The organism is Frankia umida, assembly GCF_023242945.1.
Classification (GTDB): Bacteria; Actinomycetota; Actinomycetes; order Frankiales; family Frankiaceae; genus Frankia; species Frankia umida.
Map to the genome: position 1 here is coordinate 67,471 of NZ_JALKFT010000002.1, position 22,911 is coordinate 90,381.

The following is a 22,911-nucleotide window of genomic DNA, read 5'->3' on the forward strand; positions in this document are numbered from 1 at the left end:
ACAGCCCAGGACCAGCATCCGGTCACCACGACCAGTGCAGACCACGCTGTGTCATCGCCGCGCCGGCACGCTGGGCGTTACGCTGCCGCCGGCAGAGATGACCGCGACCGAGACCGGCAAGGAAGCGGATGCCGCGACCGGCGTCGACGTCGGTGCTGACCGGGGCGGCGACACCGGCGTCGGCGTTGCCACCGGTACCGGAGGGCGCGTCGGCGCGGCGCCCGGGGCGATCACCGTGCCGGGGAAGGTCGCTGAGGTGTCCACCCCGCCGGCGCGGTCCACGGTCAGCCAGGCCCAGCCGGCCGATCCGAGTTCGGCGAGCAGTTCCGGTGCCCGCCGACCCGCGGCGAGCGCGGCCGTCGCGAAGGCGTCCGCCAGGGTCAGGTCCGGGCCGACGATGGTGACCGAGGCGAGATGGTGTGCCGGTGTGCCGGTGCGGGGGTCGATGACGTGCTCACCCTGCTCGCTCGTCCCTGATGTGGCGACGGCGAGATCGCTGCTCTCGACGACCGCGACAAGATGGCCGGGGCGGGCCGGGTCGGCGATGCCAAGGCGCCAGGGGACCCCGGGCGCGGCCTGCCCGCGCACCCTCAGGTCTCCGGCCGCGTTCACACAGTGGATGGTGGCGCCCGCCCGGGTCAGTGCCCAGGACGCCGCGTCGGCGGCCCAGCCCTTGACCAGCCCGGTGGGGTCGAGGGTGCCGTCCCGGCGCCAACCCGGGTCGAACAGGCCACCGGTGCGCACCCGGCAGGCCTCGGCCGCCCGGTAGATCGCCTGGACATGCGGCGGGCAGTCGGCCAGCCCACACTCCCCGCGCCGCAGCCGGGACACCCACGAGTCGGCCCGGAAGGTGCTGAAGTCGGCGTCGGCCCGGTGCAGGACCGCCACGGCCGCGGCGATCGCGGCGTCAAGACGGTCCGGTGGCAACGGTGTGCGCACGTCGATGCTCACGACCGTGCCCATGACCGGTTCGGCGTGGACGCGTCCGGGGCGGCGGGGCGGGTTGTGCACGCTGGCTGCCACTTCCCGGCCTGCCGCTTCCCGCGTGGGCCTGACCATCGCCTCGAGGGTCCCTGAGGTCCCGAGGGCCCCCGAGGGGGCACCGGGCCTAGACACCGGCCTTGTCCAGGGCTGACTGGACGGACCACGCGTACCCGTAGCTGGTGTACGACGCACCGGAGACACTGTCGATCCTGGCGCTCTGGACGCTGAGTACCTCCTGCTTCAGGATCGGCACCGCCTGGTCGTTGATCTCGACGTCGCGACGCTCCCGGTCCGGTACCTGCACCGTCACCACGTCCACGATCTTCGTTCCGGTGAGCACGACCTTGACCTGCACCGCGCCGAACCGCGTGTTGATCGCGTCGCCGAGCACGGTCCTGGTGGTCGCCGTGCCCGACGAGGCGGTGGGAGCGGGGACGGCTGTCGGAGCCGTCGTGTTTGTCGACCCCGAAGTTCCCGCCGACCCGGATACCGTGGGCGACGGACCGGCGCCGTCGCTCGCCGCACCGGCGGTGGCGGTGGGAGACGGCGTGGCCGTCGCGGTGGTGCCGACCTCTGCGAGCGAGGCCGCTCCGAGCGCGGCGGGACGTCCGCCCGACCCGGTCGCGGCCTTGCCACCGACCACGAGGACGACGGTCGACAGCATCGCCGCGAACCCGAGCCGAGCCCGATACGGCCTTCCGGCCCGGTCGTTCATGACGGGTTCTCGGTCATCGCAGCTCGAACTCCTCGGTGTGGATCCGACGCTCGGCCACGCCGAGCTGGCGCAACGTGTGGGTGACGGACCGGGTCAGCCCGGGCGGCCCGCAGACGAAGACATCACGCTCGGTGATGTCCGGCACGGCGGCACCCAGGTAGCGCGCGGCGAGCGGATCGAAGCCGAGCTGGTCGCGGGCGCCGGTCACCCCGTGCACGGTCATCAGGCCTGCCCTGGAGAGCTCGCACAGCTCCTCGTGCAGCACGAGGTCCAGGGGCCGGCTGGCCCGCTGGACGACGACGACGTCCCGCCCGTTCCGGGCCAGCCCCTCGGCGAGCGCGCGTACGGGGGCGATCCCGCTGCCCGCGCCGATCAGCAGCACCTTTGCGTCCGGTCTGGTCCGCTGTGCCGTGAACAGCCCGAACGGGCCCTCCGCGAGCACGGGTGTGCCCGGCCGCAGCCATTCCAGGGCCCGGGAGTGATCCCCGGCCGCCTTGACCGTGATGCGCAGCCGATCCGGCTCGGGTGGCGCCGACAGCGAGTAGGCGTGGGCGCTGAGCAGATGCCCCCGCGCGGCGAACCGCCACAGCAGGAACTGCCCGGGGACGGCGCCCAACCGGTCCAGGCCGCGACCCCGGATCCACACCGACACCACGCCCGGGCCCTCCCGGACCACCCGCTCGACCCGCATCCGGTGCCGCGGGATGGCCGTGACCGGCAGGACCACCCGCCAGATCACGACGCAGGCGGCGACCGCGAGGTACAGCAGCGTCCACGCGTCCCGTGCGGTTCGGCTGGCGACGAGGTCCGCCCCGTTGGAGGTCTGGTGGAAGAAGGTGAGCGCAACCGCGACGTAGACGGTCAGGTGCAGCGCGTACCAGACCTCGTAGGACAGCTTCGACCGGGCGATCCGTCCGCTGCTGATCCCGACGGCCACGAACAGCAGCGCGCCGATCGTCGCCTTCCACATGTCCGGGTACGAGGTGACCACCGTGACCAGCTCGCCGAACGGCTGCCGATGGTCGGTCAGCCCATAGCCCCAGACGACCAGCAGGACGTGCACCCCGATCAGCAGCACGACGTTGGTGCCGAGCCCCCGGTGCCACGCCGCCAGCCGGTCGAACCCGACCGCCCGCTCGAGCGCCGGCACCCGGGCCAGCAGCAGCACCTCGACCAGCACCAGATACGCCGCGAGCAGCCCGCTGACCCGCCCCGCCGCCGTCATCACCTGGCCGGCGCTGTCCAGGCTGGCCGCCGACGTCTGCACCCACCACAGTGCGACGACGGCGATCCCACCCACGGTCAGCCCCAGCCGAACCGCCAGCTCCGCCCCCCGCCACCCGACCATCCGCGGCACCGACGTGGGCCGCGACACTGCCGGTGGCCCGCCCTTGGAGAGCCCGGTCGATGTCATGCCACCGACGATCGCGACTTTTCCTGTGTGGCTCCTGTGTCCGTCCTGTGGGCAGCCCCAGAGTCCCGAAACCGCTGCGAGCCTGATCCGGGACGGCGTCCACCAGGCGGTGATCGTTATGCGTTGATGCCGAGGTAGCGTTCGTAGATCTGCTCGATGTTGATCTCCTTGGCCGGGCCGGAGTGAACCATGACGCCCTGGTTGAGGATGAACGCCGTGTCGGCGATCGCGAGCGCCTTCTGTACGTACTGCTCGACGACGACCAGCGACACCCCCGTCCGCACCAGTCGACCGAGTGCCTCGTAGATGGTGTCGACGGCGAGCGGCGCGAGGCCGAGGGACGCCTCGTCCACCAGAACGATCTTCGGGTCGGTGAGGTAGGCGCGGGCGAGGGCGAGCATCTGCTGCTCACCGCCGGACATGCTGCCGGCGGTCTGCCGCAGCCGACGGCCGAGCACGGGATACAGCTCGGACGCCGTCGCGATCGAGGCGTCCAGGGCACGGCCCCGACCCTGGATCATCAGGTTCTCCCGGACGGTGAGGGACGGGAAGATTCCCCGTCCCTCGGGCAGCAGACAGATACCGCCGCGGGAGAAGTACTGCGCCGGACGGCCGGTGATCTCGTCGCCGGCGAACTCGATGCGACCCGCGGACGGACGCAGCAGCCCGGTGGCGGTGCGCAGCAACGTGGTCTTACCGGCGCCGTTCGGGCCAAGCAGCGCGACGACCTCACCCTCGCCGACGGCGAAGTCGACGTCGCGAAGCACGGTCGTGCTGCCGTAGCCGGCGGTCACCCCGGTCAGGTTCAGCATGGCGGTCTCACCTCTCCGCTGCGGCGGTGTCCTGGCCGACCGTCGCGGGCACGAACGCCGCGGGCTGGTCGGTCGTGGGCTGGTCGGCGGTGGCCGTGGCCGTCACGGGATCGGCCGCGGCCGCGTCCGCCGCCGCCGCGTTCGCCGTCACCGCCACATCGCCGAGGTAGGCGGCCCGGACCTCGTCAGAGCGGGTCATCTCCTCCGTCGTCCCGGCGAAGATCAGCGCGCCGAAGTCGAGGACGTACACCCGGTCGCAGATGTCACGCACGAGGGTCATGTCGTGTTCGACCAGCAGGATGCCGCAACCGCGCTGGCGCACGACCTCGAGGAGCACCCGGCCGAACTGCTCGGTCTCCCGGGCGTCCAGGCCCGACGACGGCTCGTCGAGCAGCAGCAGGTCGAAGCGGCCGGCCAGGACCCGGGCGAGTTCGACCAGCCGACGTTGCCCGATGGGCAGCAGACCGACCTGCTGGTCGGCGAGGTGCTCGATGCCGGTCAGCGCGATCGCGTCCGCGGCGGCCGCGGCGACCGCCCGCGACTGGGCGGGTGTGCCGATGAGCTGGCTCGCCGGGTTGCGCCCGGCCAGCGCCGCCTCATGGCCGAGGGCGACGTTCTGCCGCACGGTCAGGCTGTTGAACAGTTCGATCCGCTGGAAGGTGCGGCCGAGCCCACGCCGGGCCCGTTGGGCGGGTCCGCGGGCGGTGACGTCCGCGCCGTGCAGCAGAATCCGACCGTCGCTGGGGCGGTTCAGGCCGCTGCAGGCGTTGAAGGTGGTGGTCTTGCCGGCGCCGTTCGGGCCGACCAGACCGGTGATCGCACCGGCGGGCGCCTCGAGACTGATACCCGCCACCGCGCGTACCCCGCCGAAGCGGACCGTCAGATCCTGCACGACCAGGCCCGACCCCATCCGCGCCGGCCGCGCGGGAACATCCACCGAGGCCGTGGCCGCCGACCCCGCCGACCCCGCCACCACATCGTCAGATGGGCTGGATGGGCTGGTCACCGGTTGGGCTGGACGGCGTCCGCCCAGCCGGTCGAGGAGATGCCGCAGGGCCCGCGGCGTCGTCCCACCGCGGGTGCCGTGCGCGGACAGGGCCGCGCCGATGCCGAACAGCAACGCCAGGTAGGTCGAGGTGTCGGAGGAGGTGATGTAGCCGGGGATGACGTTGAAGCCGATCGCCGCGAGCACCGCGTACCACGGCTCGCCGATGGTGACGATCACGACGAGCGCGACCAGGGTCAGGGAGTCGAACGAACGGAAGTACGTCCCGACGCTGTACTGGTAGAGCATGCCGGTCAGCGCTCCGGCCAGCGACGCCATCGCCGCGGCGATGCAGAAGACCAGCACCTTCAGCACCGTCGAGGTGGTGCCCTGGGTCTCCAGCGCCAGCGGCGAGTCGGCCATGGCACCAAGCAGACGCCCCAGACGCCCCCGACTGATCGCGGCGACGGTGAGCACGCACAGCACCACGATGATGAGCAGCAGGTAGTAGAAGCCGGAGTCGCTGGCGAGATCCCAGTTGCCGATCCGCACCATCGGACGCGGGTTGGCGATGCCGATCGACGACGTCCCGAACATGAAATGACGCGGGTAGAAGACCTGCTCGAGGACGATGCCGAGGCCGAGCGTGGCCAGCGCCAGGAAGACTCCGGACAACCGCACCGCCGGAATGGCGACCAGCGCACCGACCGGCACCGCGATCAGCGTGGCCAGGATGACGGCCACCAGCCATGGCAGGCCGGCGCCGACCGCCAGGTGGCTGAACGCGGCCGCCCCGACCGCGGCGAAACCGAGATGGCACAGCGAGATCTGCCCGGACTGGCGTACCAGCAGCCCGAGCGACAGGAACAGAATGACGTAGATCAGCGCCGCCGACCAGACGATCAGGTGATCGGCCTGCAGACTCGGCACGAGCGCGAGCAGGGCCACCACGACGGCCCCGGTCACCAGGCGCACGCGGGTCGGCGCCTGGTAGGAGCGGCGGACCGGCGCGACCGAGGTGGGCCGGCGCGACGCCAGACGGGCCCGCGGCGTGACGACGAGAACGATGAACAGCACGATGAACGGCAGGCTCGGCGGCAGCCCGCCGACCCAGCTGACCGTGGCGGCGTACTTCTCGAACAACGCGCCGCCGATGCCGACCAGCAGACCGCCGGCGAACGTGAGCGGCAGGTTCGAGAAATAGCCGATCGCGGCCGCGCCGAACGACGCGAACACCGCGGTGGTCAGGGTGACGCCGTCCAGGGACAGCGCCGGCGCGAGCATCAGTCCGGCGATCGAGGCGAACATCGCACCGATCACCCAGGCCCAGCGCCGCACCCGCACCGGATCGTCACCGCAGACGGCGACGAGTTCGGGATTGTCCACGACACCGCGCATGACGACGCCCAGGCGCACCGCGAGAAAGAACCAGTAGAGCAGCGCCGACGCCACCAGCGAGAAGACGAAGATGATGATCTGTTCCCACGTGACGTTGACGCCGAGCATGTGCACGGTCGACTGCGGCAGGAAATGCGGGAACGACGGCGTCGTCTGCGGGTGCCAGAGCTGGCCGAGCGCGGCGACGATGAGAATGAGCCCGACGGTGGAGACCACCTTGATGGTGTCGCTCGCACCGTCGAGCAGCCGGGCGATCAGTTCGAGACCCAGGCCGAGCAGGGGGGCGAAGACGAAAACGCAGACAAGGGCGGTCAGCGGCCAGGACAGGCCATGGTCGGTGTGCAGGAAGTAGAACAGATAGACGTCGAGTGCGGCGATCGCGCCGTAGCCGAAGTTGAAGATTCCTGATGTCTTGTAGGTGAGGACCAGGCCCACGCCGGCCATGCCGTAGACCGCGCCGGTGGCAAGTCCGATGACGATGAAGGGCAGTAACTGGTGCACGCGGCGCTCCGATTCAGGCACAGGGCATGCTCGTCCCGGGCCGGGAGGTCCCTGTGGATCTCCCGGCCCGAAACGACGGCGGTCAGCTGCTGGTCGCGCAGGTTGGTTTCGTGTCGTTCGGCGCGCCGAGCTTGCCGTCACGCAGACTGATCTCGAACCAGCAGTTGATCTGGTGCCCCTTGCCGGCCTCGAAGGTCAGCGGTGCGGCCTGACCATCGAGGGTCTCGCCCCTGAGGGCGTGCAGGCCGGTCAGCACCTGCTCGGAGGTCGGCGTGGAACCGCCCGCGCCGAGCCCACCGGCCTTGGCGGCCGCCCCGAACAACTGGCCGGAGAGCCAACCCAGCGGTACGCCCTGGCTGTAGAGGAGCTTGTCGTCGCGCAGTCCGGGGGAGTACTTGTCCAGCGCGGCGTTCATGGTGCGCAGCGCCGGTGTGTCCAGGAAGAACGGCAGGCTCGAGGCCGGGCCCACCAGGTTCTCCTTCAGCCCGGCGAGGGCCTCGTAGCGCTTGCCGATGGTGTCGCCGCTGACCACGTAGACCGGGTGGTAGTTCTGCTGCGCGCAGTTGGCCGCGACCTTCTCGGCGACGGCCGAGACGTGCGCGATGAACAGCGCCTCGATCTTCTTGTCCCGGGCGGCGATGCACTGTGCCGTGTAGTTCGGCGCGGTGGCGGAGATCTCGGCGGCGTAGCTGACCGGCAGGCCCAGGCCCTCGCCGACCTTCTTCAGCGGTTCGAGCCCTTCCTGGCACTGCACCGCCTCGGCGCAGTAGAAGATGCCAAAGCTCTTCGCGTCGGCTTCCTGCGCGGACCGCAGGACGCTGGTGAACAGCGAGTTCTCGGTCAGGCCCGGGGGGAAGAAATACGGATTGGTGTACGACGGGGTGGTCGTCACCTGGGCGCCGACGACGGGGATCCTGGCGTCCTGGGCAAGCTTGGCCCACGTCTGGTCGACATTGGTCAGGTCGACGATGGCCACGACCTTCTTGGAGATCAGGGTGCGGGCGGCCGTCGCGGACTTGCCAGGCGTCCCGGAGTCGTCCAGAAGGGTGAGTTCGATGGGGTGGCCGTTGACGCCACCGGCCGCGTTGGTGCTGGCGACCCAGGCCTTGTAGGCCTCGGCCGGTCCCTTAATGCTGAGCGTTCCAGAACACGTACAGATGGCACCGATCTTGATGGGTGATCCAGTGGCCGTCGAGGTGCCACCGTCAGTGGAACCGCTGGAGGAACAGGCGGCAGCGGCCACTATGACGGCCGTGGCGACACCGACGGCCCGGAGTAAACCGCGTAATGTGCCCATCACCGAATTCAACGTCCTCTCACATGCACGGTCATGCCGCCGCCCGGGAGGCGCCCGGCCCGCATGTCGCGGGAGTGGGCGCATTTCCTGGCGGGCTCGGCAAACTAGCCGAAATTGATGACGGCCGAGTGAGGATAGCGCTGTGTCAATGTCGACGTCAACCTCGATGTCGTAACCCGGGTGGGAATCCCCGCCGGCCACCTGAACCCTGTGGCTATGCGCTGTGACCCCGTTCACATCGGGTAACTGAACAAAGATAAGTAACCCGAATTCCGGAACATATGTCCATTTTGTGAATTCCGGTGGCGCCGGCTACTCGGGCCGCGCCGCCGCCGCATCGGTTTCCCGCTGGGTCGCGGCGAGCGTGTCCAGCAGGTAGGTCGGGGCGTGGTTCGCCCACCCCTGGGCGGGCCAGTTGAACCAGCCCGAGGACGCGAAGGTCCCGCCGTCGACGTGCAGGGTGGTGCCGGTGATGTAGCTGGACAGCCCGGAGGCGAGAAACACCGCGGCGTTCGCGATGTCGTCGATCAGCCCAGCCCGTCCCATCGGAATGGCGATCGGCAGGCCGGCCGGATCGGACATGCCCGTGCGTTGTCCGCCGGCCGCCCGCTCCAGCGCCGGCGTGGGGGTGAAGTCCGGGGCGATGCTGTTCACCCGGATGCGCTCGGGGGCGAGTTCGACCGCGAGGGTGCGGCCGAACTGCTCGACGCCGGCCTTGGCCGCAGAGTAGACGGCGAAGCCGGGCGCGGCCCGGTGCGCCTCGATGGTCGAGACGGTGATGATGCTGCCGCCGCGCCCACCGGCGCGCATCCGCGGCACCGCGAGCTTGCAGGCGTGCAGGACGTGCAGGAGGTTCGTGCGGATCAGGGCGTTCCAGGCGTTCGGACTGGTGTCCATGAACGCGGCCTGGAACGTACCGCCGACCACGTTGACCAGGGTGTCCAGTCGGCCGAACCGCTCGTCCACCGCGGTGAACAGCGCGGCGAGGGTGTCCGGGTCACGGGCGTCGCCCTGCACGGCGATGATGTCGTGGCCGGCGGCCTCGAGCGCGGCCCGCGCCTGCTCGACGGCCTCCCCGTCGATGTCGAGCAGGGCGACCCGTACCCCGTTGGCCGCCAGATCGGCGGAGATCCCGCCGCCGAGTCCACCGGCACCCCCGGTCACCACCGCGACGGTGCCCTCGAGTCCGCCGCGCTGCTCGAACCAGCCCATGCCCACGCCTTCCATCCTGGCCGGCCGCCCCCAGCCGGGACGGCCGAGCACCGTGTCGCCGACGGGATCGCCCGGTCGGCCGCCCGTCGCGTCAGCTCCGCTGACCGGTCACACCGTGAGATAGGTGGAACCGAAGGCCTCGACGAACTCGAGGGTCTGCGCCGGTGTCCGGGTGGGGCGGGCGATCACCAGCCAGGTGACCCCCGCCTTCTCGAGTGCCGCGAACGCCTCGCGATGACGGTCCGCGTCCACCGTGGGGTCCTGCTCCAGACTCGCCATGGCCGCGTCGGTGTACGCGTAGGCGACGTCGAGCGGTCCGCGTCCGGCATCGCCTGCCTGTGTGCGCACCTCAGCGATGAGCTCGGCCAGATGCGCGTCGGAGCTGATGTTCGTGGTCTGGGCGGTCTGGCTCAGCCGCGGGGAACCGGCCATCGGCATCCAGCCCTGCGCCCGGTGGGCGACCCGGCGGCGCGCGGCCCGGGAGTTGCCGCCGATCCAGATCGGGATCGGGTCCTGTACCGGCCGCGGGAGGGCGATGACGTCGCGGGCGTTGAAGTGCCGACCGGCGTAGCTGAACGGCTGCCCGCTCCAGTGCAGCGGCAGAACGTCCAGGACCTCGTCGAACAGCTCCCCACGCTCGGCCAGGTCGACACCGAGGGCGAAGTACTCGGACTTCTGGTAGCCCGCACCGAGCCCCAGGACGAACCGCCCGCCGGACAGCTTGTCGACGGTCGCGGCCGCCTTGGCCAGCAGGAACGGGTTGCGGTACGGCGCGACCGACAGATAGGTCAACAGCCGCAGTCGCTCGGTGGCCGCGGCGACGTACCCGAACGCGACGAACGGGTCGAGGCTCTGATGCCCACCGTTGGACAACCACCTGGCCCCGGGCACGGGATGCTCGGTCAGCGACAGCGCGTCGAACCCCGCCCGCTCCGCCGCGACGGCCACCTCCCGCAGGTCGCCCGCGTCGAGCATGTCGCCCTCCGGGCCATGCCTGTCGGGGTAGTGGAAGACGAAGCGCAGCGCCATGACCCCTCGATCCCAGGTTCGTCCGATAGTTCCTGGTAACGAAGTTGACGCTAGTCACACGCACATCCACCGGCAACCGTCCTCGGCGCCCACGGCCGGCATGGTCAGGGCCGGCATGGTCAGGTCAGCCGGGAGGCGACGCACCCGCGAGAGCGGCCCACGCGGGGTCGCCGGGTCTGGGGGCGCTCGGTGCGGTGACCGCGGGGGCGATCCAACGCCACAGGAAGTCGCGCAGCTGTGGACCGGTTCGCGCCGGGTCGGGCGGGTCGATCGTCATCGACTGCAACAGCCGTAGCAGCAGCTCGGCGAGCTCGTCCAGACGGCGATCGTCGTAGCCGGCGGTGGTCCAGTCGACGTGTGAGCGCGAGATCAGCGCGCGCAGCAGCTTGCGCGACACCGGCGAGGTGACCCCGCGACTGAACGCCTCGGTGTGCCCGGCCGCCAGCGCCAGGGTCAGGTACGGCTTCGTGGGCAGCCACTCGATCGTCGTCGCCAGCGCCTCGACCGCCCACGGCGCCGGGAGCTCGATCGGCAGCAGATGCCCGGCGAGCTCGTCGGTGAACGAGTCGACCGACGCCCGGCCGACGGCGGTGAACAGCCCGGCGGCGCTGGGGTAGTACCGGTACACGGTCTGGCGGATGACGCCGAGCTCCGCCGCGACGTCGGACAGGGTGCACGCGCGCGGACCGAGCCGGTCGACACAACGGATCGCCGCCTCGATGATGCGCGCGCGAGCCTCGTCCTCATCGGCGGGTGGTCGCCCAGCCCAGCCTCGTCGCTTCGCCATGAGATGTAATCATACAAAGTTATCTGATATGTATTGTTGCACTGGATGCGGGCCGGGTGGCGCGTTCCGGTTGGCGCCTCCCAGGTGTCTGGCGTCAAGTCCGTCTGATCCGAGTCGCGCGTAGGAGGCCCATATGTCTGGATCTGTTTCCGTCGCTCCGCTGGTGTCCAGCAGGGAGTTCTGGGAGCAGCCGGCCGCCGGGCGTGCCGCGCACTTCGCCGAGCTCCGCCGCGACGCGCCGATCGTGCACTGCGAACCCAGCGCCTTCACCATGGCGCCGCAGCACGGCGGCTTCTGGGCGGTCACCCGCCACCAGGATGTCCAGCTCATCAGCCGCCGCCCGGATCTGTTCCGCTCCGGCGCGGGTGTCGGGATCGGCGAGCTGCCGCCGGAGTTCCTCGAGCTCAACGCGTCCTTCCTGGTGATGGACCCGCCGCGGCACACCGCTTTGCGTAAGATCGTCAGTGGTGCGTTCACGCCCCGTCAGGTCGGTCGCCTGGAAGCGGCGATCACCGCGAAGGCGCACGACATCGTGGACGAGTTCGTCGAACGCGGCGGCGGCGACGTCGTGGCCGAGCTGTCCACGACGCTTCCGCTGTGGACGATCTCGACGATGATGGGCGTGCCGGAGTCGATGCGCGAGGAGTTCCGCTCGGCGGCGGAGGGGCAGATCGCGGCCCAGGATCCCGACTTCAGCGTCCCTGGCAAGGAGAGCTCCAGCGTCGCCCTCGAGTCGGCGCTGACCCTGCATCGACTGGCCGCCGAACTGGTCGCCGACCGCCGTAAGAACCCCGGCGACGACATCCTCTCGATGCTGCTCGAGGCCGAGTTCGAGGGCGCGCCGATCGACGACACGACCGTACGCTGCATCTTCGTCCTGTTCGCCACCGCGGGAAACGACACCACCCGCACCAGCACCAGCCAGGGGATGCGGCTGTTCGCCGAGCATCCCGACCAGTGGCAGCGGCTGCTGGACGACCCGTCGCTGCTCGGCACGGCGATCGAGGAGATCGTGCGCTACTCCAGCCCGGTCATCCACTTTCGCCGGACGGCGACGCAGGACACCGAGCTCGGTGGGGTGGCGATCGCGGCCGGCGAACCGGTGGTCATGTTCTACGAGTCGGCGAACCACGACGAGAGTGTCTTCGCCCAGTCGGCTCTGTTCGACATCGGCCGGGACCCCAATCCGCATGTCGGCTTCGGCGGCGGCGGCCCCCACTTCTGCCTGGGCGTGAGCCTCGCCCGAAGGCAGCTGCGTTCGCTGTTCGGCCGGCTCGTCGAACGCGTCGGCGGGATCGAGGCCGGCCCGGCTGATTTTCTTACCAGCAATTTCGTGAACGGCATCAAGCGCCTGCCGGCCACTGTCACCGCTCGCTGAGGAGGTCGCGGGTCGGGCGCCGTGCCGGCACCTGACCCGCGTGTTCCCTCGGTCCGTCGCCGGGATCGACCCGGACTGGCTGGGCTGGGCTGGTCCGGGCCAGCCGCCCGAAATCCCGCTGAAATCCATGCTTTTCACGACGTGCGCAAAACATCCGTCCGTCCCGAATCCGCGCCGTGGACGGGTCGTGCGACCCGGGTTAGCCTGGGAGCGTCGGGAAAGAAAGGATCAAGACGGTCAGATATGCGGGAAAGCCACGCCCGATGATGTATCGCCAGGCGCCAGCGGAGGCAGGCCGCGGGGAGGCTGGTGATTCTCGCGTGGGCAAGGTGGCGCTGGAGCGTGCGCGCAGGCAGTTCTTCGAGGGTGACGCGGTCGAGCCGGTTGGTGTCCGGGATGTCATCCGGCAGTCCTGGGCGCGGGCGCGTGAGCTGGCGGTGCCGCTGGATGGCCCGGTGGTCCGCTTTCTCGAGGTCGACTCGGACAGTCTGCTCGAGCGTGCCGCCCGCCCCGTGCTGCACACCATGTTGGACCGGCTGCCCGATGTCGCCCTCATCAGCGCGCTGGCCGGCCCGGACGCGCTGCTGCGGCTGCGCTTCGGCGGCGACCCCACGTTCGTCCGGCTGCTGACGGATCAGGGCGCGTTCCTCCAGGGGTACGACTTCTCCGAGTCCGTCGTCGGCACCAACGGGATCGGCACCGCACTGGCGATCGGCCGTCCGGTGATGGTCGACGGCGGCGAGCACTACGTCGAAGGCGCGGACACGGTCTCCTGCGCCGCCGCACCCATCCGCGACCCCGTCTCGGGCGCGATCGTCGGCGCCGTCAACTTCACCTGCCCGTCCCGGGACAGCAGCCCGCTGCTGCTCGCGATGACCACCTCGGCCGCCGCCCAGATCGAGCGGGAACTGCTCACCACGGCGAGCCATGCCGATCTCGCGGCGCTGCGCAGCCAGACCGACCCGGCGGCGCAGCGCGCCCTGGCTTTGGTCGAACAGCGGCGATCCGCGCTGCGGGAACATTTGCACCGGGTGTCGATGGCCGCGACCTCGACCGACGTCTGCTCCCTGCTCGCCCAGATCATGCATGTCGCCAGGCGTCTGTTTCCCTTCGACGCGGTGTGGGCGATGCGCCGGGTCGGTGACGCCCCGCTGCGCGTCGTCGCGGTGGACGGCGACGTCGCCCCGGGCGCGGTCGGCGCCGTCGTGCCCGAGGAGACGGCGATGATGCTCGACCACGCCGCCCAGGGTGACCTTGGTCGGGCCGGTCCCGAGCGGATGTCGAGGCGGCCGCTCGCCGGTATGCCCACCGGTATTCGACCGTTGCCCGGGCAGCAGCGCCTGATCCGCCGTTGGATCGTGGCCGCCGCACCACCGGGAGCGCCGTCGCCGGCCGGCTCCTCGTCCCAGACCGTGCTGGTGGTGGCGAGCGACCTGGCCCTGCCCGGCGGCCCGGGACAGCGGGGGCTCAGCCGTGACCTGCTGACCGAGATCGCGTTCGCCTGCGACACCGCCTGCCGGTTCGAGGAGGTCACCCGGCTGGCGGTCAGTGACCCGCTGACCGGCCTGCCCAACCGCCGCCGGTTCCTCGAACTCGCGGCGCAGACGTTCGACCGATGTCGCTCCTCCGGGCAGCCACTGGCTACGTTCATGGTCGACATCGACCGTTTCAAACGCGTCAACGACACCTACGGCCACCGGGTCGGCGACCTGGTCCTCGTGCGGGTGGCCGCCTGCATCCAGGCTGTGCTGCGTTCGGGTGACATCGTCGGCCGGATCGGCGGTGAGGAGATCGCGGTGGTCACCGTCGCGACCCCGCCGGACGCGATGGCACTGGCCGAACGGCTGCGCCGGGCCGTGGCCGGCGCCGGGTTGGAGTCCGATGACGGACCGCGGGCGGTCACCGTGAGCCTCGGCGTCGCCTGCCTCGAGGAACGGGACCACTGCCTGTCCGACCTGCTCGACCGGGCCGACCGGGCCCTGTACGCGGCCAAGGCCGCTGGTCGCGACCGCGTCGTCGGAGACTGATCCCCCCGACCTCCGCCAGCTTCCCCTCGGCCCCCGAACCTCTCCCCGGTCTCCGGTGGGTTCCTCATGGGTGGAATGTGGCGGGAAGTCGACCCGCCGGTGGGGAGAACGCTGTCGGATGTGACACTGGAAGTCCTTAACGCCCAGTTGGGTACAGACGATCGTTGAGTGCCCAACATCCGGCAGCAGACATGACACCCTGTGGGGCAACCAGCCCGCGGGCGGCTGGGGCGCACCGCTGTAAGCGGTGCGACGATCACCGCCTACGGGCCTATGGGATGGGATCGAGCAGGCGTGGCCACCTATCTGCTGGGCCTTTCCGCCGCGGTCTGTTTCGGCGTCGCCGCCGTACTACAACAGCGGGTGGCCTTCCGCGCGCCGCCGGGCGACGTCCTGCGGCTGCGGCTGTTGTGGTGGCTGGTGCGCCGGCCCGCCTGGGTGTTCGGCATCGCCATCGGCGGCGCGGGCAGCATGCTCTCCGCCGCCGCGCTGACCAGCGGCGCGGTCGCCCTGGTCGAACCGCTGCAGATCTGCCAGCTCCTGTTCGCCCTGCCGTTGGCCGCGTTGCTCGCCCGCCGGGTGGTGCCCCGCCGGGACTGGGCCGCCGCGGCGGCCACGGCCGCCGGCCTCGCGGTGTTCATCGCCGCGGGCCGCCCCGATTCGGGGGACATCCAACACGCCACCTCCACCGGCTGGCTCATCACCCTCACCTTCGCGTGCGTCGTGCTGGTCGCCGCGACCTGGGGTACCCGCGCCCAGCCCGCGGTGCGGCGCGCACCCCTGCTCGCCGGCGCCGCGGGTCTGCTCTCCGCGTTGCAGGCCGCCCTGGTCAGCGGAGCCGGGCAGCTGTTGACCTCCGATGGGATCGGCGGGCTGGCCCGCTCCTGGTTTCCGTGGGTCGTCGCGGTCGTCGCGGTGCTCAGCGCGGTGCTGTCGCAGAGCGCCTACGGGATGGCTCCGCTACCGGCGTCGCTGCCGGCCTCGGTCAGCGTGGAGCCGCTCGCCGGTGTCGCCCTTGGCGTGGGCCTGCTCGGCGGTGGTCTGAGGCTGACGCCGTGGGCCGTGGCCGCGGAGCTTCTCGGCCTCGCGGTGATGACCCTGGGCGTGCGGACCCTGGCCCGCTCGCCACTGATCACCGGCCAGATCTCCCGCCTGGCCGCCCGGCAGGCGCAGGGTCGGCTGTCCCGGCTGGAGGAACAGGTCCACCACGACCTGGAACGGCTACGGCATGACCTGCGACGCAGCCGGGCGGTGGGACCGACCGGCCCGGCGGTCCGCCGGCTGCGTCGGCGCCTGAACCGCGACCTGGACCGCATCGGAGAGGAACTCGCGAGCCTCGCCGACGAGCGGGACCGCTTCGAGGAGCAGCTTCGTCCCACCGGTCGCCGAGCCCGGACCGTCGTCGCTGCGGCCCGACCAGCCGGATCAGCCCGAGGGACCCGAGCGGCGCGGGCGAGTGCGGGCCGCCCGGCGGTCCGCACCAGTGGACGGCCCACGCAGAACGTGACCGGCAGGCTGACCGCCACCGGTGGCACACCCGGCCCGGCCACGGTGGCGGGTACCGGTGGCCCGACAGGACGGGGCACGCCCACTGGTCGGCGTCCCGTCGGTGCTCCCTCGGTCGGGACGACGCCGCCCGCCCACGCGGCTCGGGCCCCGCTGGCCCGCCCGCATCGCGGCGACGAGGTCATGGTGCCGACGCAGGGCGCCGGGCGGCCACGGTCGGTATCCGCCGAGGCGTCCGCCGGGCCTGGGATCGGAGCTGGGCCCAGGCCCGGCGAACAGCGCAGCCTCCTGGGAGACGACGGGATCGCGCTGGACGTCCTGCTCGCGGCCCGGCGTGACCTGGACGCCCGCGCTGAGGAGCTGCGCCGGCAGGCCGAACGTCTGCGCCGCGCCACCCGTCGGGTCCTCGCCCAGGACGCCGCCATCTGATTCCCGATGGCGGCTCGGGTCACTGCCGGGCGCGTCGGTAACCGGGAAGCAGGGTCTGGACGAGGCCGTCCGTCTCGGCTTCGGCCCGTCCACCGCGTCGGGTGCCGGCGGTGCCGATCGTCCGGTACATCTCGGTGACCACCGCCTCGAGCGTGCGACGGTCACCGCGGGCAGCCACCGTCTGCAGCAGGTCACGCCACAGCACCTGAGCGGTCGGCACGGCGCGTAGCCCGGTCCGGCAGGCGGCCATCGCCGTCATCGTGTCGCCGAAGTCGAGGGTGAGCCCGGCCAGTCGATGCGCGACGTCGATGACGCCCTCCCGGGTGCCGCGCGCGATCGGACCGGCGGTGACCCACCGGTACCGCCCGTCCGGAAGGTTCGTCCACAGCGGGCCGCTCACCATGCGCAACGCCGTGGTCAGATCGGCCTCGGTGTCACTGCCCGGCAGGGCGGCCCGGTGGGTGTAGGCGACGAACAGCTCCCAGTCACAGCGCACGTCCGGACTCAGCCGCCAGCGTCCCTGGGCGTCCGCGGCGAGGCGGGGTGCCCCGGCCGCGTCGACGCCCAGCCACCGTCCGGCACGGGCCAGCATGGCTGGTACGGCCGCGGGGCCGGGCTGGGACGGTACGACCTCGGTGAAGGAGATCTCCTGCGTGAGGGTGCGTTCGTTCGCGCCCTCACGGTGCAGCGCGAGATACACGACGAGCTCGGTCAGCAGCTCCGTATCCACCACCGGCGGCCTGCCCGGAGCCTCCACGGTGGGTACACCAAGCACCCGCACCTGGGCCTCGCCGGTGGCCGGTGGCTCCTCGGGTACCGGCACCGCGGGTACCGCCGACGCCGTGGGCATCATGGGCATCGCGGATATCGGTGGCGGCGGGGGCCACAGCGGCGAGGCCGGGGGTGCCGGCGCCGCCGGCCCGGGGATGGCCTGCGCGGTCGGCGGCGACCATGGGGGCTGGGGCTGGGGCTGGGGCTGGGGTGCCGCGGGCGTGGCGCTGGGTGCGCCTGCCGCCGCCTCGCTGGGCGGCAGGATCGAGGGACGCGGGGGCGGTGAGATCCGCGGTGGCACCGGAACCTGAGCTGGTACCGGAACCTGAGCTGGCGCCGGTGCCGGAGCGTGCTCCGGGGTGCGCGCGGCGTCCCGGCTGGCCCGCATCCCGGGCGTCTCGTAGAAGTGGACGGGTGGGACCCGCGGCATGTCCGTCGGGCGGATCAGCGGGTCTGCCAGGTGGAACTGCTCCGTGGGCTGCTCGGCGGGGGACACCGGAACCGCAGGGGACGGGGGAGCAGGTGGTGGGCGCTGGCCGTCCGCCGGCGGTCGGGTCCCGTCCGGGTCGAACGCACCAGCGGCGGGCGCGGGCACCGAGGGCGCAGCCGGCGGAGCTGCCAGCGGAACCGGCGGAGCTGGCTGGGGCACCGGGGGAACCGGTTGAAGGGCCGAGGGAGCCGGCCGGGGGGCCGACGTCGCCGCGGGGCCGGCGGGGGGCGGTGGTGGCATCCAGGGCAGGAGGCCGGGTATCGAGCCCTGCGCCGGTGGGCGGGTGATCTCGTCGGTCGGCAGCGGTACCGGCAGCGGTACCGGAGTCGGCGCGGGTATCGACACCAGCGCGGTCTGCGAGCTCATCGGGCCAGGGCCGGCGGGGCCGGCGGTGTCGGTGGGGCGGAACAGGTCGGCGACCGCGAGGTACTCCGCCGGCCAGAGGGCCTGGGCCCGGACATCGACGCCGAGCACGCCCAGGGACAACCGGCGGTTCGCGTCCACCGTGAACCGCCACTGCGCGATTGGTGTGTCGCCGATGGTGAGCACACCGATGGCGTGTCGACGTCCCCGGGCCATCCGGCGCAGCCGTTCGGAACTGGCCGAATCCACCGGTTCGGCGAGGATCAGCAGGTCTGGGGCGAGCGCATCGGGGTTTTCGGGGATGCGTTGACCCGCCTCCAACGGAAAGTCCGCGTCGCCGAGCTGAGCGGCCGGTTCCTCGTCGTCGGGTCCCGACAGCTCGTCCAACGCCCGCGCCACGCTGTCGGCGGTCCACAGCCGGTCCGGTGCGATGGCCAGCAGTTCGTTGACGGCGACCTCCGGCGGAAAGCCGATGAGGCAGACCCTCAGGTCGTCGGACCAGATGTTGGTGGCCAGTTCCAACGCGACAGTGATCGCCACCTGGAGAGCCACCGGCCGGTCGCCGAGCAGGCTGATGACGCCCGGGGCGCCCTCGAGGTCCACCAGGATGCGCGAACCGGAATCGTCGTGACCGAAGGTGACCAGGGCTGGGTAGGGCGCCGGTATCTCGGCCGCCTCCAGGTCCGCCTCGCTGGGCTGGTCCGGGTCGCCGATCAGCGCGACGGACCGGTCGATCCACCATGATCCGGGCCCGTCGGCGGCGAACCAGGGCGGCGGCGGCGGGTTCGGCTCGGCGGGCGCCATGTGCAGGACCAGCATCTGGTCGGTGAGGATGGCGGCGTAGACCGGGGGGAGCAGGCGCTGCTGCGCCGTGAGACTGACGGCGAGGGCTCGCAGCGCCCGGTCGACGAAGTGCGCGGCCTCGCGGTCGGCGGCCAGCACCAGGGCGTCCTCGGCCGGATTCGACGCCGACGCGTCGGCCCCTGATTCGGTGCGCCGGTGGGCCAGCGCCGCGAGGACACCGGCGGCGAGCAGACCGGCCGCGGCCACCCCGACGAACTCCTGCGCCGGAACCAGCGCGGCGGCCGTCAGCGGTCGATCGACGTGACCGCCGTGATCCTCGGCTACCCGCATCTCGCCGCTCTGGGCGAAGCCACGCCCACCACGGTCCTCGTGGTGGGACTCGCCGACGGTGGAACGGTCATGGTCACCGTCGGGATAGTCGTCCCCGTCGTCGTCCCCGTCGTCCTCGTATTCGTCCTCGTCGTACTCGTCGGCCGGGTCAACGTCGCGGCCGACGTCCGCGGGCCAGCCGCCGGTGATCTGCGACATGCGTAGCACGCGTAGTCCGTCGCCCTGGGCGTCCGCCGGCAGCAGCAGAACCCAGCCGGCGTGGATGAGCGAGGGCTTGGACAGGGTGCGGCCGTCCGGCTGGGTGCGGCCCTCATTGAGATCGAAGATCTCCCGGTACCGCAGGCCGTCACCGAGAAAGCGCTGAGCGATGCCCCACAGCGTGTCGTGGTGGCGTCCCCCGGCCGGACGCACCTCGTAGAGCTTGACGACCCGCTCGCCGGGCACGAGCCCCCGGTGGTCGTCCACGATCGGACCGGTCAGCTCCGGGCGACCGGGCCCGGCGTTCGCCCCGATGCCGGTGCCGTCGAAGGCGTCCGCGCCGTGATCGGGCAGCTCAGCGGCCGGTGCGTCGCCTGACCACGGCCAGGTCGCAGCGACCGGGGTGGCATCGTCGATGTCATCGACATCGACATCGACGTCGTCGGCATCGTAGGTGTCGTCGGGATCGTAGGTGTTATCGGCGCGGACATCGACATCGTCATTGGCGTGGACGTCGGGATCGATGCCATGGCCGGGGCTGGCGGGGCCGAGCCACGCGGGCGCCTCGTTCGGCGGCGTGCCACCGGGACGCGGGGGAACGGGCGGCGGATCGTAGGGACCGGGCGGCAGACCAGGACGCTGCGACCGGAGCTCGACCTCGCCTGTCGCCGCCGACCGCGGGTGCCACGGCGCCTGCCCGGGCTGTCCGGACTGCCCGGCCGGCGCGAGCTGCGGTGCGGCAGCCTGCTGGCCTGGCCCGAACGAGGCCGGCGCAGCACTCAGCTGGGGAGGAGCCGCGGGCGGCAACGGATAGCTGGCCGGACGCGGCCGGGCACCGCTTGCCTGGCTGTACGTCACGGGCACGACCAGGGCGGTCGTACCCGACAGCAGCAGGGCGGTGACCACCAGCCGGCGGGCGACGGCCTGTGAAACACCGCCGCACGGTATGCGGGGTGCGAGCGCGCTGCCCCGCACCTCGGCGCGCCATTCCGCGAACAGGCAGGCGAGGAAATGCACCCAGGCCACCCACAGCAGCAACGACACGACAGCCCGCACGATCGGCCCGGTGCCGCCGCCCTGACCGACCGGCGGGCCGAGCAGCACGATGAGCAGCACCGGCACGCCCACCAGCGCGAAGACAATGGCCGCGATCGCCGCCGCTGCCTGGAACCGCTGCCGGGCACGTACCTGCGGGTCGACGGCGGGCAGCGACTGTCGGGACGGCACCCCGCCGGCGCCCACGGACCGGTCGTCCGGCGCCGGACCGCCCGGTGGTGGCGTTGCCGGCGGCGGAGCCGACGAAAACGAGGTGGTCGACATGGATCGCCCCCGATCAGGTACAGGGCCGGGCGGACGAGCGTGCCGGGCGGCGGTCGCCAGGAAGCCGCGGGGAACGCCACGTGGCGCTCATGCTAGGTCGGCCAGACCGGCATCCGGTGCGAAACGCGCGTTCTTCGGCCGTCCTGTGACGATCGACCGCAATTGCCCAGGGGATGGACACGAAGGGCTCCGAGTGCACGCCGGCCTCCTCGCAGGCTGCGTCCACCGGTGCCGGTCGGTGTCGGTCAGTTCCGGGCGGACAAACCCGCCGTGACCGTATCAGCGCGGTCGCGCTGCGGGAATGGCAGGGTGACGGATATGGCGGTATGAACGCACGATGGGCAGCCATTCCAGGGGCGGCGGATGTCCGGACCTGGTCTTTGTTGCTCTGAGCAACTGTTCTTGTCGATCGGACGGTCGGTGTTGGCGGGGGCTCAGCGGGCGAGGTACTCCACCACGAGCTGCTCGTCGCAGGCGACGGGGATCTCGCAGCGTCGGGGTCGACGGCTGACGATCACTGCGAGGTCATGGTGACGGACCTCCAGATGGGGCGGCGTGGTGACAGCCGCGGCTGGTGCCGGCTCGTCGGAGAGCATCCGGAAGGCGGGGATGGCGCGGCTGCGGGTCGTGACGGTCACCGTGTCGCCGGGCTGGACGAGCTGGCCCGGTCGTTCCACGCGCTGTCCGTTGAGCTGGATGTGGCCGTGCAGGACGAACTGGCGGGCCTGGTGGATGGTTCGGGCCAGGCCGGAGCGCCAGACCGTCGCGTCAAGTCGGGTCTCCAGGCTCTCGAGCAGGGCCGGTCCTGGCGGTCCGCCGCGACGCACCGCCTCCTGGAGCGCGGCGCGCAGCTGCCGATCGTTGATCCGATACAGCAGGCACAGCTGCTGCTTCTCGCGCAGGCGTTCCCGGTAGGGGCTCACCTGGGACGGTCGCGGCTCGTGGCCGAAGCCGGCCGGGGTGTGCCGGTTGCGGTGGCGCGTGCTGGTGTCGACGCGGGACAGGCCAGGTTTCCGACTCAGCGTGATCACGGACTGGTGGCGCATTTCCGTCTCCTCCGTTAAGTTAGGCAAACCTAAGTGATTGGCTCAACTATAGGTCGAGACGGAGGCCTCGGATGGCGGAGCAGCGGCGACGCGGCGGTACGGGCGCGGTCGAAGCGGCTATGGCGTTGATCGCAAACGCGCCTTATGCCAGCCTGGCGGGGTGGGACGGCCGCGTCGCCCATGGTCTGCGCTTCACCACCGAAGTGGTGCCGTCACCTTCGAGCGCACCCAGCGATCCCGTGACCGCTCCCTGGCTGGGCTGGGGTGTCTCGCCGGCCCATCCCGTCGCCGGCTCGAGCGTGTCGAGGGAACGGGAGATCGAGCCGGAGTCGCCGACCGCCCCGGACATCGCCGGCCGGCTGACGCCCACCGTCGGCGCCCGGGTGGTGCTGCTGGCCCCGCGCACGTTCGTGGCCGGTCTCGCCCAGCGGGAACTCGCCGCGCGGCTGAACCTGTGCGGGTGGGCACCGGACACCCGGCGCTGGGTCTCGGTGGCCTTCGGCGGCTGGGTGTCCCTGCTGTCCAGCGCGGACCGGCATGTCGCGGCCGTCCATTTCGCACAACGGCACCCGACGGATGATCTGCTGGATCTGGACGCCGGCTGGGCGTTGCTGCAGATGGATGTCGGCGAGGTGGTCGTGCGCACCAACCGGGAATGCCTGCAGCTTGGCCGGATGGGGGCGATCGGGCTGCTCCTGCCGGTCCTGCGCGGCTGACCGGGGCGGGTGCGCGGCTCATCCGGCGTTCTGGATCTCGTTCTGGATCTCGGCGAGCCGGGCGCGCAGCTGGTCGAGCTGGGCGTGCAGATCCGTCAGGGTGCGTTCGTAACCAGGCCAGATGTTCGTACGGAAGTCGGTCGCGGCCCGGCCGTCCCAGCTTTCGGGGTCGGTGAGGCTTCTGGCGATCGAGCGCAGCTCGTCGAAATGGCCCAGCAGGGGGCCGTTGACGATCGAAGCGAGATCGGAGACGGCGGCTACCGCTTCCGGAGTACTACGGACGGTGACGTCAATCGAGGTCATGGTCGCTCCTCGGATGCTCGGCGCGGGTTGGACCCGCGCGGCGGCGGATGACACGGGGGAGGCGGGGACGGGGCGCGGGATGGCGCCGATCCGGCC

Annotated in this window: 16 protein-coding genes; 4 read left to right on the plus strand and 12 right to left on the minus strand. The window is 71.6% G+C overall.

Features of this window, described 5'->3' with window-relative positions:
• Positions 1–51: 51 nt before the first annotated feature.
• The 9 genes from MXD59_RS02455 to MXD59_RS02495 form a co-directional block, all read right to left on the minus strand.
• The gene (locus MXD59_RS02455) at positions 52–1,059 is read right to left on the minus strand and encodes an FAD:protein FMN transferase (protein WP_308301624.1); all 1,008 of its coding nucleotides are present in this window, start codon (positions 1,057–1,059) and stop codon (positions 52–54) included.
• A gap of 49 nt (positions 1,060–1,108) precedes the next feature.
• Positions 1,109–1,699 carry an FMN-binding protein gene (locus MXD59_RS02460; RefSeq protein ID WP_248823284.1) on the minus strand — a complete coding sequence of 197 codons (591 nt, stop codon included), beginning with the start codon at positions 1,697–1,699 and terminating at the stop codon, positions 1,109–1,111.
• Between the two features lie 13 nt (positions 1,700–1,712).
• Entirely contained in the window at positions 1,713–3,113 is a 1,401-nt protein-coding gene (locus tag MXD59_RS02465) for a ferredoxin reductase family protein (RefSeq protein ID WP_308301625.1), read from the minus strand.
• Positions 3,114–3,229: 116 nt separating this feature from the next.
• Positions 3,230–3,925: an ABC transporter ATP-binding protein gene (locus tag MXD59_RS02470; RefSeq protein WP_248823285.1), complete on the minus strand. Its 696-nt coding sequence runs from the start codon at positions 3,923–3,925 to the stop codon at positions 3,230–3,232.
• Positions 3,926–3,932: 7 nt separating this feature from the next.
• Positions 3,933–6,809, minus strand: coding sequence for an ABC transporter permease subunit (locus MXD59_RS02475; protein WP_248823437.1), 2,877 nt, complete (start codon positions 6,807–6,809; stop codon positions 3,933–3,935).
• 82 nt (positions 6,810–6,891) lie between these two features.
• Positions 6,892–8,052, minus strand: a complete 1,161-nt coding sequence (locus MXD59_RS02480) for an ABC transporter substrate-binding protein (RefSeq protein ID WP_248823286.1) — start codon at positions 8,050–8,052, stop codon at positions 6,892–6,894.
• Positions 8,053–8,418: 366 nt separating this feature from the next.
• Positions 8,419–9,318 (minus strand): SDR family NAD(P)-dependent oxidoreductase, encoded by a 900-nt coding sequence (locus MXD59_RS02485; protein ID WP_248823438.1) that lies wholly within the window; start codon positions 9,316–9,318, stop codon positions 8,419–8,421.
• A gap of 108 nt (positions 9,319–9,426) precedes the next feature.
• Entirely contained in the window at positions 9,427–10,341 is a 915-nt protein-coding gene (locus MXD59_RS02490; protein WP_248823439.1) for an LLM class F420-dependent oxidoreductase, read from the minus strand.
• Positions 10,342–10,471: 130 nt separating this feature from the next.
• Positions 10,472–11,134 (minus strand): TetR/AcrR family transcriptional regulator, encoded by a 663-nt coding sequence (locus MXD59_RS02495; RefSeq protein WP_248823287.1) that lies wholly within the window; start codon positions 11,132–11,134, stop codon positions 10,472–10,474.
• A 133-nt stretch (positions 11,135–11,267) separates the two neighbouring features.
• Here MXD59_RS02495 and MXD59_RS02500 point away from each other — a divergent pair, with 133 nt between their 5' ends.
• The 3 genes from MXD59_RS02500 to MXD59_RS02510 all read left to right on the plus strand — a co-directional run bounded on the left by MXD59_RS02500 (position 11,268) and on the right by MXD59_RS02510 (position 16,474).
• Positions 11,268–12,512: a cytochrome P450 gene (locus MXD59_RS02500; protein ID WP_248823288.1), complete on the plus strand. Its 1,245-nt coding sequence runs from the start codon at positions 11,268–11,270 to the stop codon at positions 12,510–12,512.
• A gap of 320 nt (positions 12,513–12,832) precedes the next feature.
• Complete coding sequence (locus tag MXD59_RS02505) at positions 12,833–14,539, plus strand: diguanylate cyclase (RefSeq protein WP_248823289.1); 1,707 nt, start codon at positions 12,833–12,835, stop codon at positions 14,537–14,539.
• A 294-nt stretch (positions 14,540–14,833) separates the two neighbouring features.
• Complete coding sequence (locus MXD59_RS02510) at positions 14,834–16,474, plus strand: DMT family transporter (protein ID WP_248823290.1); 1,641 nt, start codon at positions 14,834–14,836, stop codon at positions 16,472–16,474.
• A 19-nt stretch (positions 16,475–16,493) separates the two neighbouring features.
• Here MXD59_RS02510 and MXD59_RS02515 read toward each other — a convergent pair whose 3' ends face one another.
• Together MXD59_RS02515 and rpsD are read right to left on the minus strand one after the other, a co-directional pair.
• Positions 16,494–20,672, minus strand: coding sequence for a LysM peptidoglycan-binding domain-containing protein (locus MXD59_RS02515; protein ID WP_248823291.1), 4,179 nt, complete (start codon positions 20,670–20,672; stop codon positions 16,494–16,496).
• A gap of 512 nt (positions 20,673–21,184) precedes the next feature.
• Positions 21,185–21,796, minus strand: coding sequence for a 30S ribosomal protein S4 (gene rpsD, locus MXD59_RS02520; RefSeq protein ID WP_248813205.1), 612 nt, complete (start codon positions 21,794–21,796; stop codon positions 21,185–21,187).
• Positions 21,797–21,915: 119 nt separating this feature from the next.
• On the opposite strand from rpsD, the gene MXD59_RS02525 reads away from it, so the two are divergent.
• Positions 21,916–22,512 (plus strand): hypothetical protein, encoded by a 597-nt coding sequence (locus tag MXD59_RS02525; RefSeq protein WP_248823292.1) that lies wholly within the window; start codon positions 21,916–21,918, stop codon positions 22,510–22,512.
• An 18-nt stretch (positions 22,513–22,530) separates the two neighbouring features.
• Here MXD59_RS02525 and MXD59_RS02530 read toward each other — a convergent pair whose 3' ends face one another.
• A complete protein-coding gene (locus MXD59_RS02530) occupies positions 22,531–22,815 on the minus strand; it encodes a hypothetical protein (RefSeq protein WP_248813207.1) in 285 nt (94 codons plus the stop codon).
• Positions 22,816–22,911: the final 96 nt, after the last annotated feature.

Coding starts and splice junctions, on each gene's coding strand:
- MXD59_RS02525 (WP_248823292.1), top strand. CDS start 21,916: ATGGCGTTGATCGCAAACGCGCCTTATGCCAGCCTGGCGGGGTGGGAC.
- MXD59_RS02460 (WP_248823284.1), bottom strand. CDS start 1,699: ATGAACGACCGGGCCGGAAGGCCGTATCGGGCTCGGCTCGGGTTCGCG.
- MXD59_RS02530 (WP_248813207.1), bottom strand. CDS start 22,815: ATGACCTCGATTGACGTCACCGTCCGTAGTACTCCGGAAGCGGTAGCC.
- MXD59_RS02455 (WP_308301624.1), bottom strand. CDS start 1,059: ATGGTCAGGCCCACGCGGGAAGCGGCAGGCCGGGAAGTGGCAGCCAGC.
- MXD59_RS02495 (WP_248823287.1), bottom strand. CDS start 11,134: ATGGCGAAGCGACGAGGCTGGGCTGGGCGACCACCCGCCGATGAGGAC.
- MXD59_RS02500 (WP_248823288.1), top strand. CDS start 11,268: ATGTCTGGATCTGTTTCCGTCGCTCCGCTGGTGTCCAGCAGGGAGTTC.
- rpsD (WP_248813205.1), bottom strand. CDS start 21,796: ATGCGCCACCAGTCCGTGATCACGCTGAGTCGGAAACCTGGCCTGTCC.
- MXD59_RS02470 (WP_248823285.1), bottom strand. CDS start 3,925: ATGCTGAACCTGACCGGGGTGACCGCCGGCTACGGCAGCACGACCGTG.
- MXD59_RS02485 (WP_248823438.1), bottom strand. CDS start 9,318: ATGGGCTGGTTCGAGCAGCGCGGCGGACTCGAGGGCACCGTCGCGGTG.
- MXD59_RS02465 (WP_308301625.1), bottom strand. CDS start 3,113: ATGACATCGACCGGGCTCTCCAAGGGCGGGCCACCGGCAGTGTCGCGG.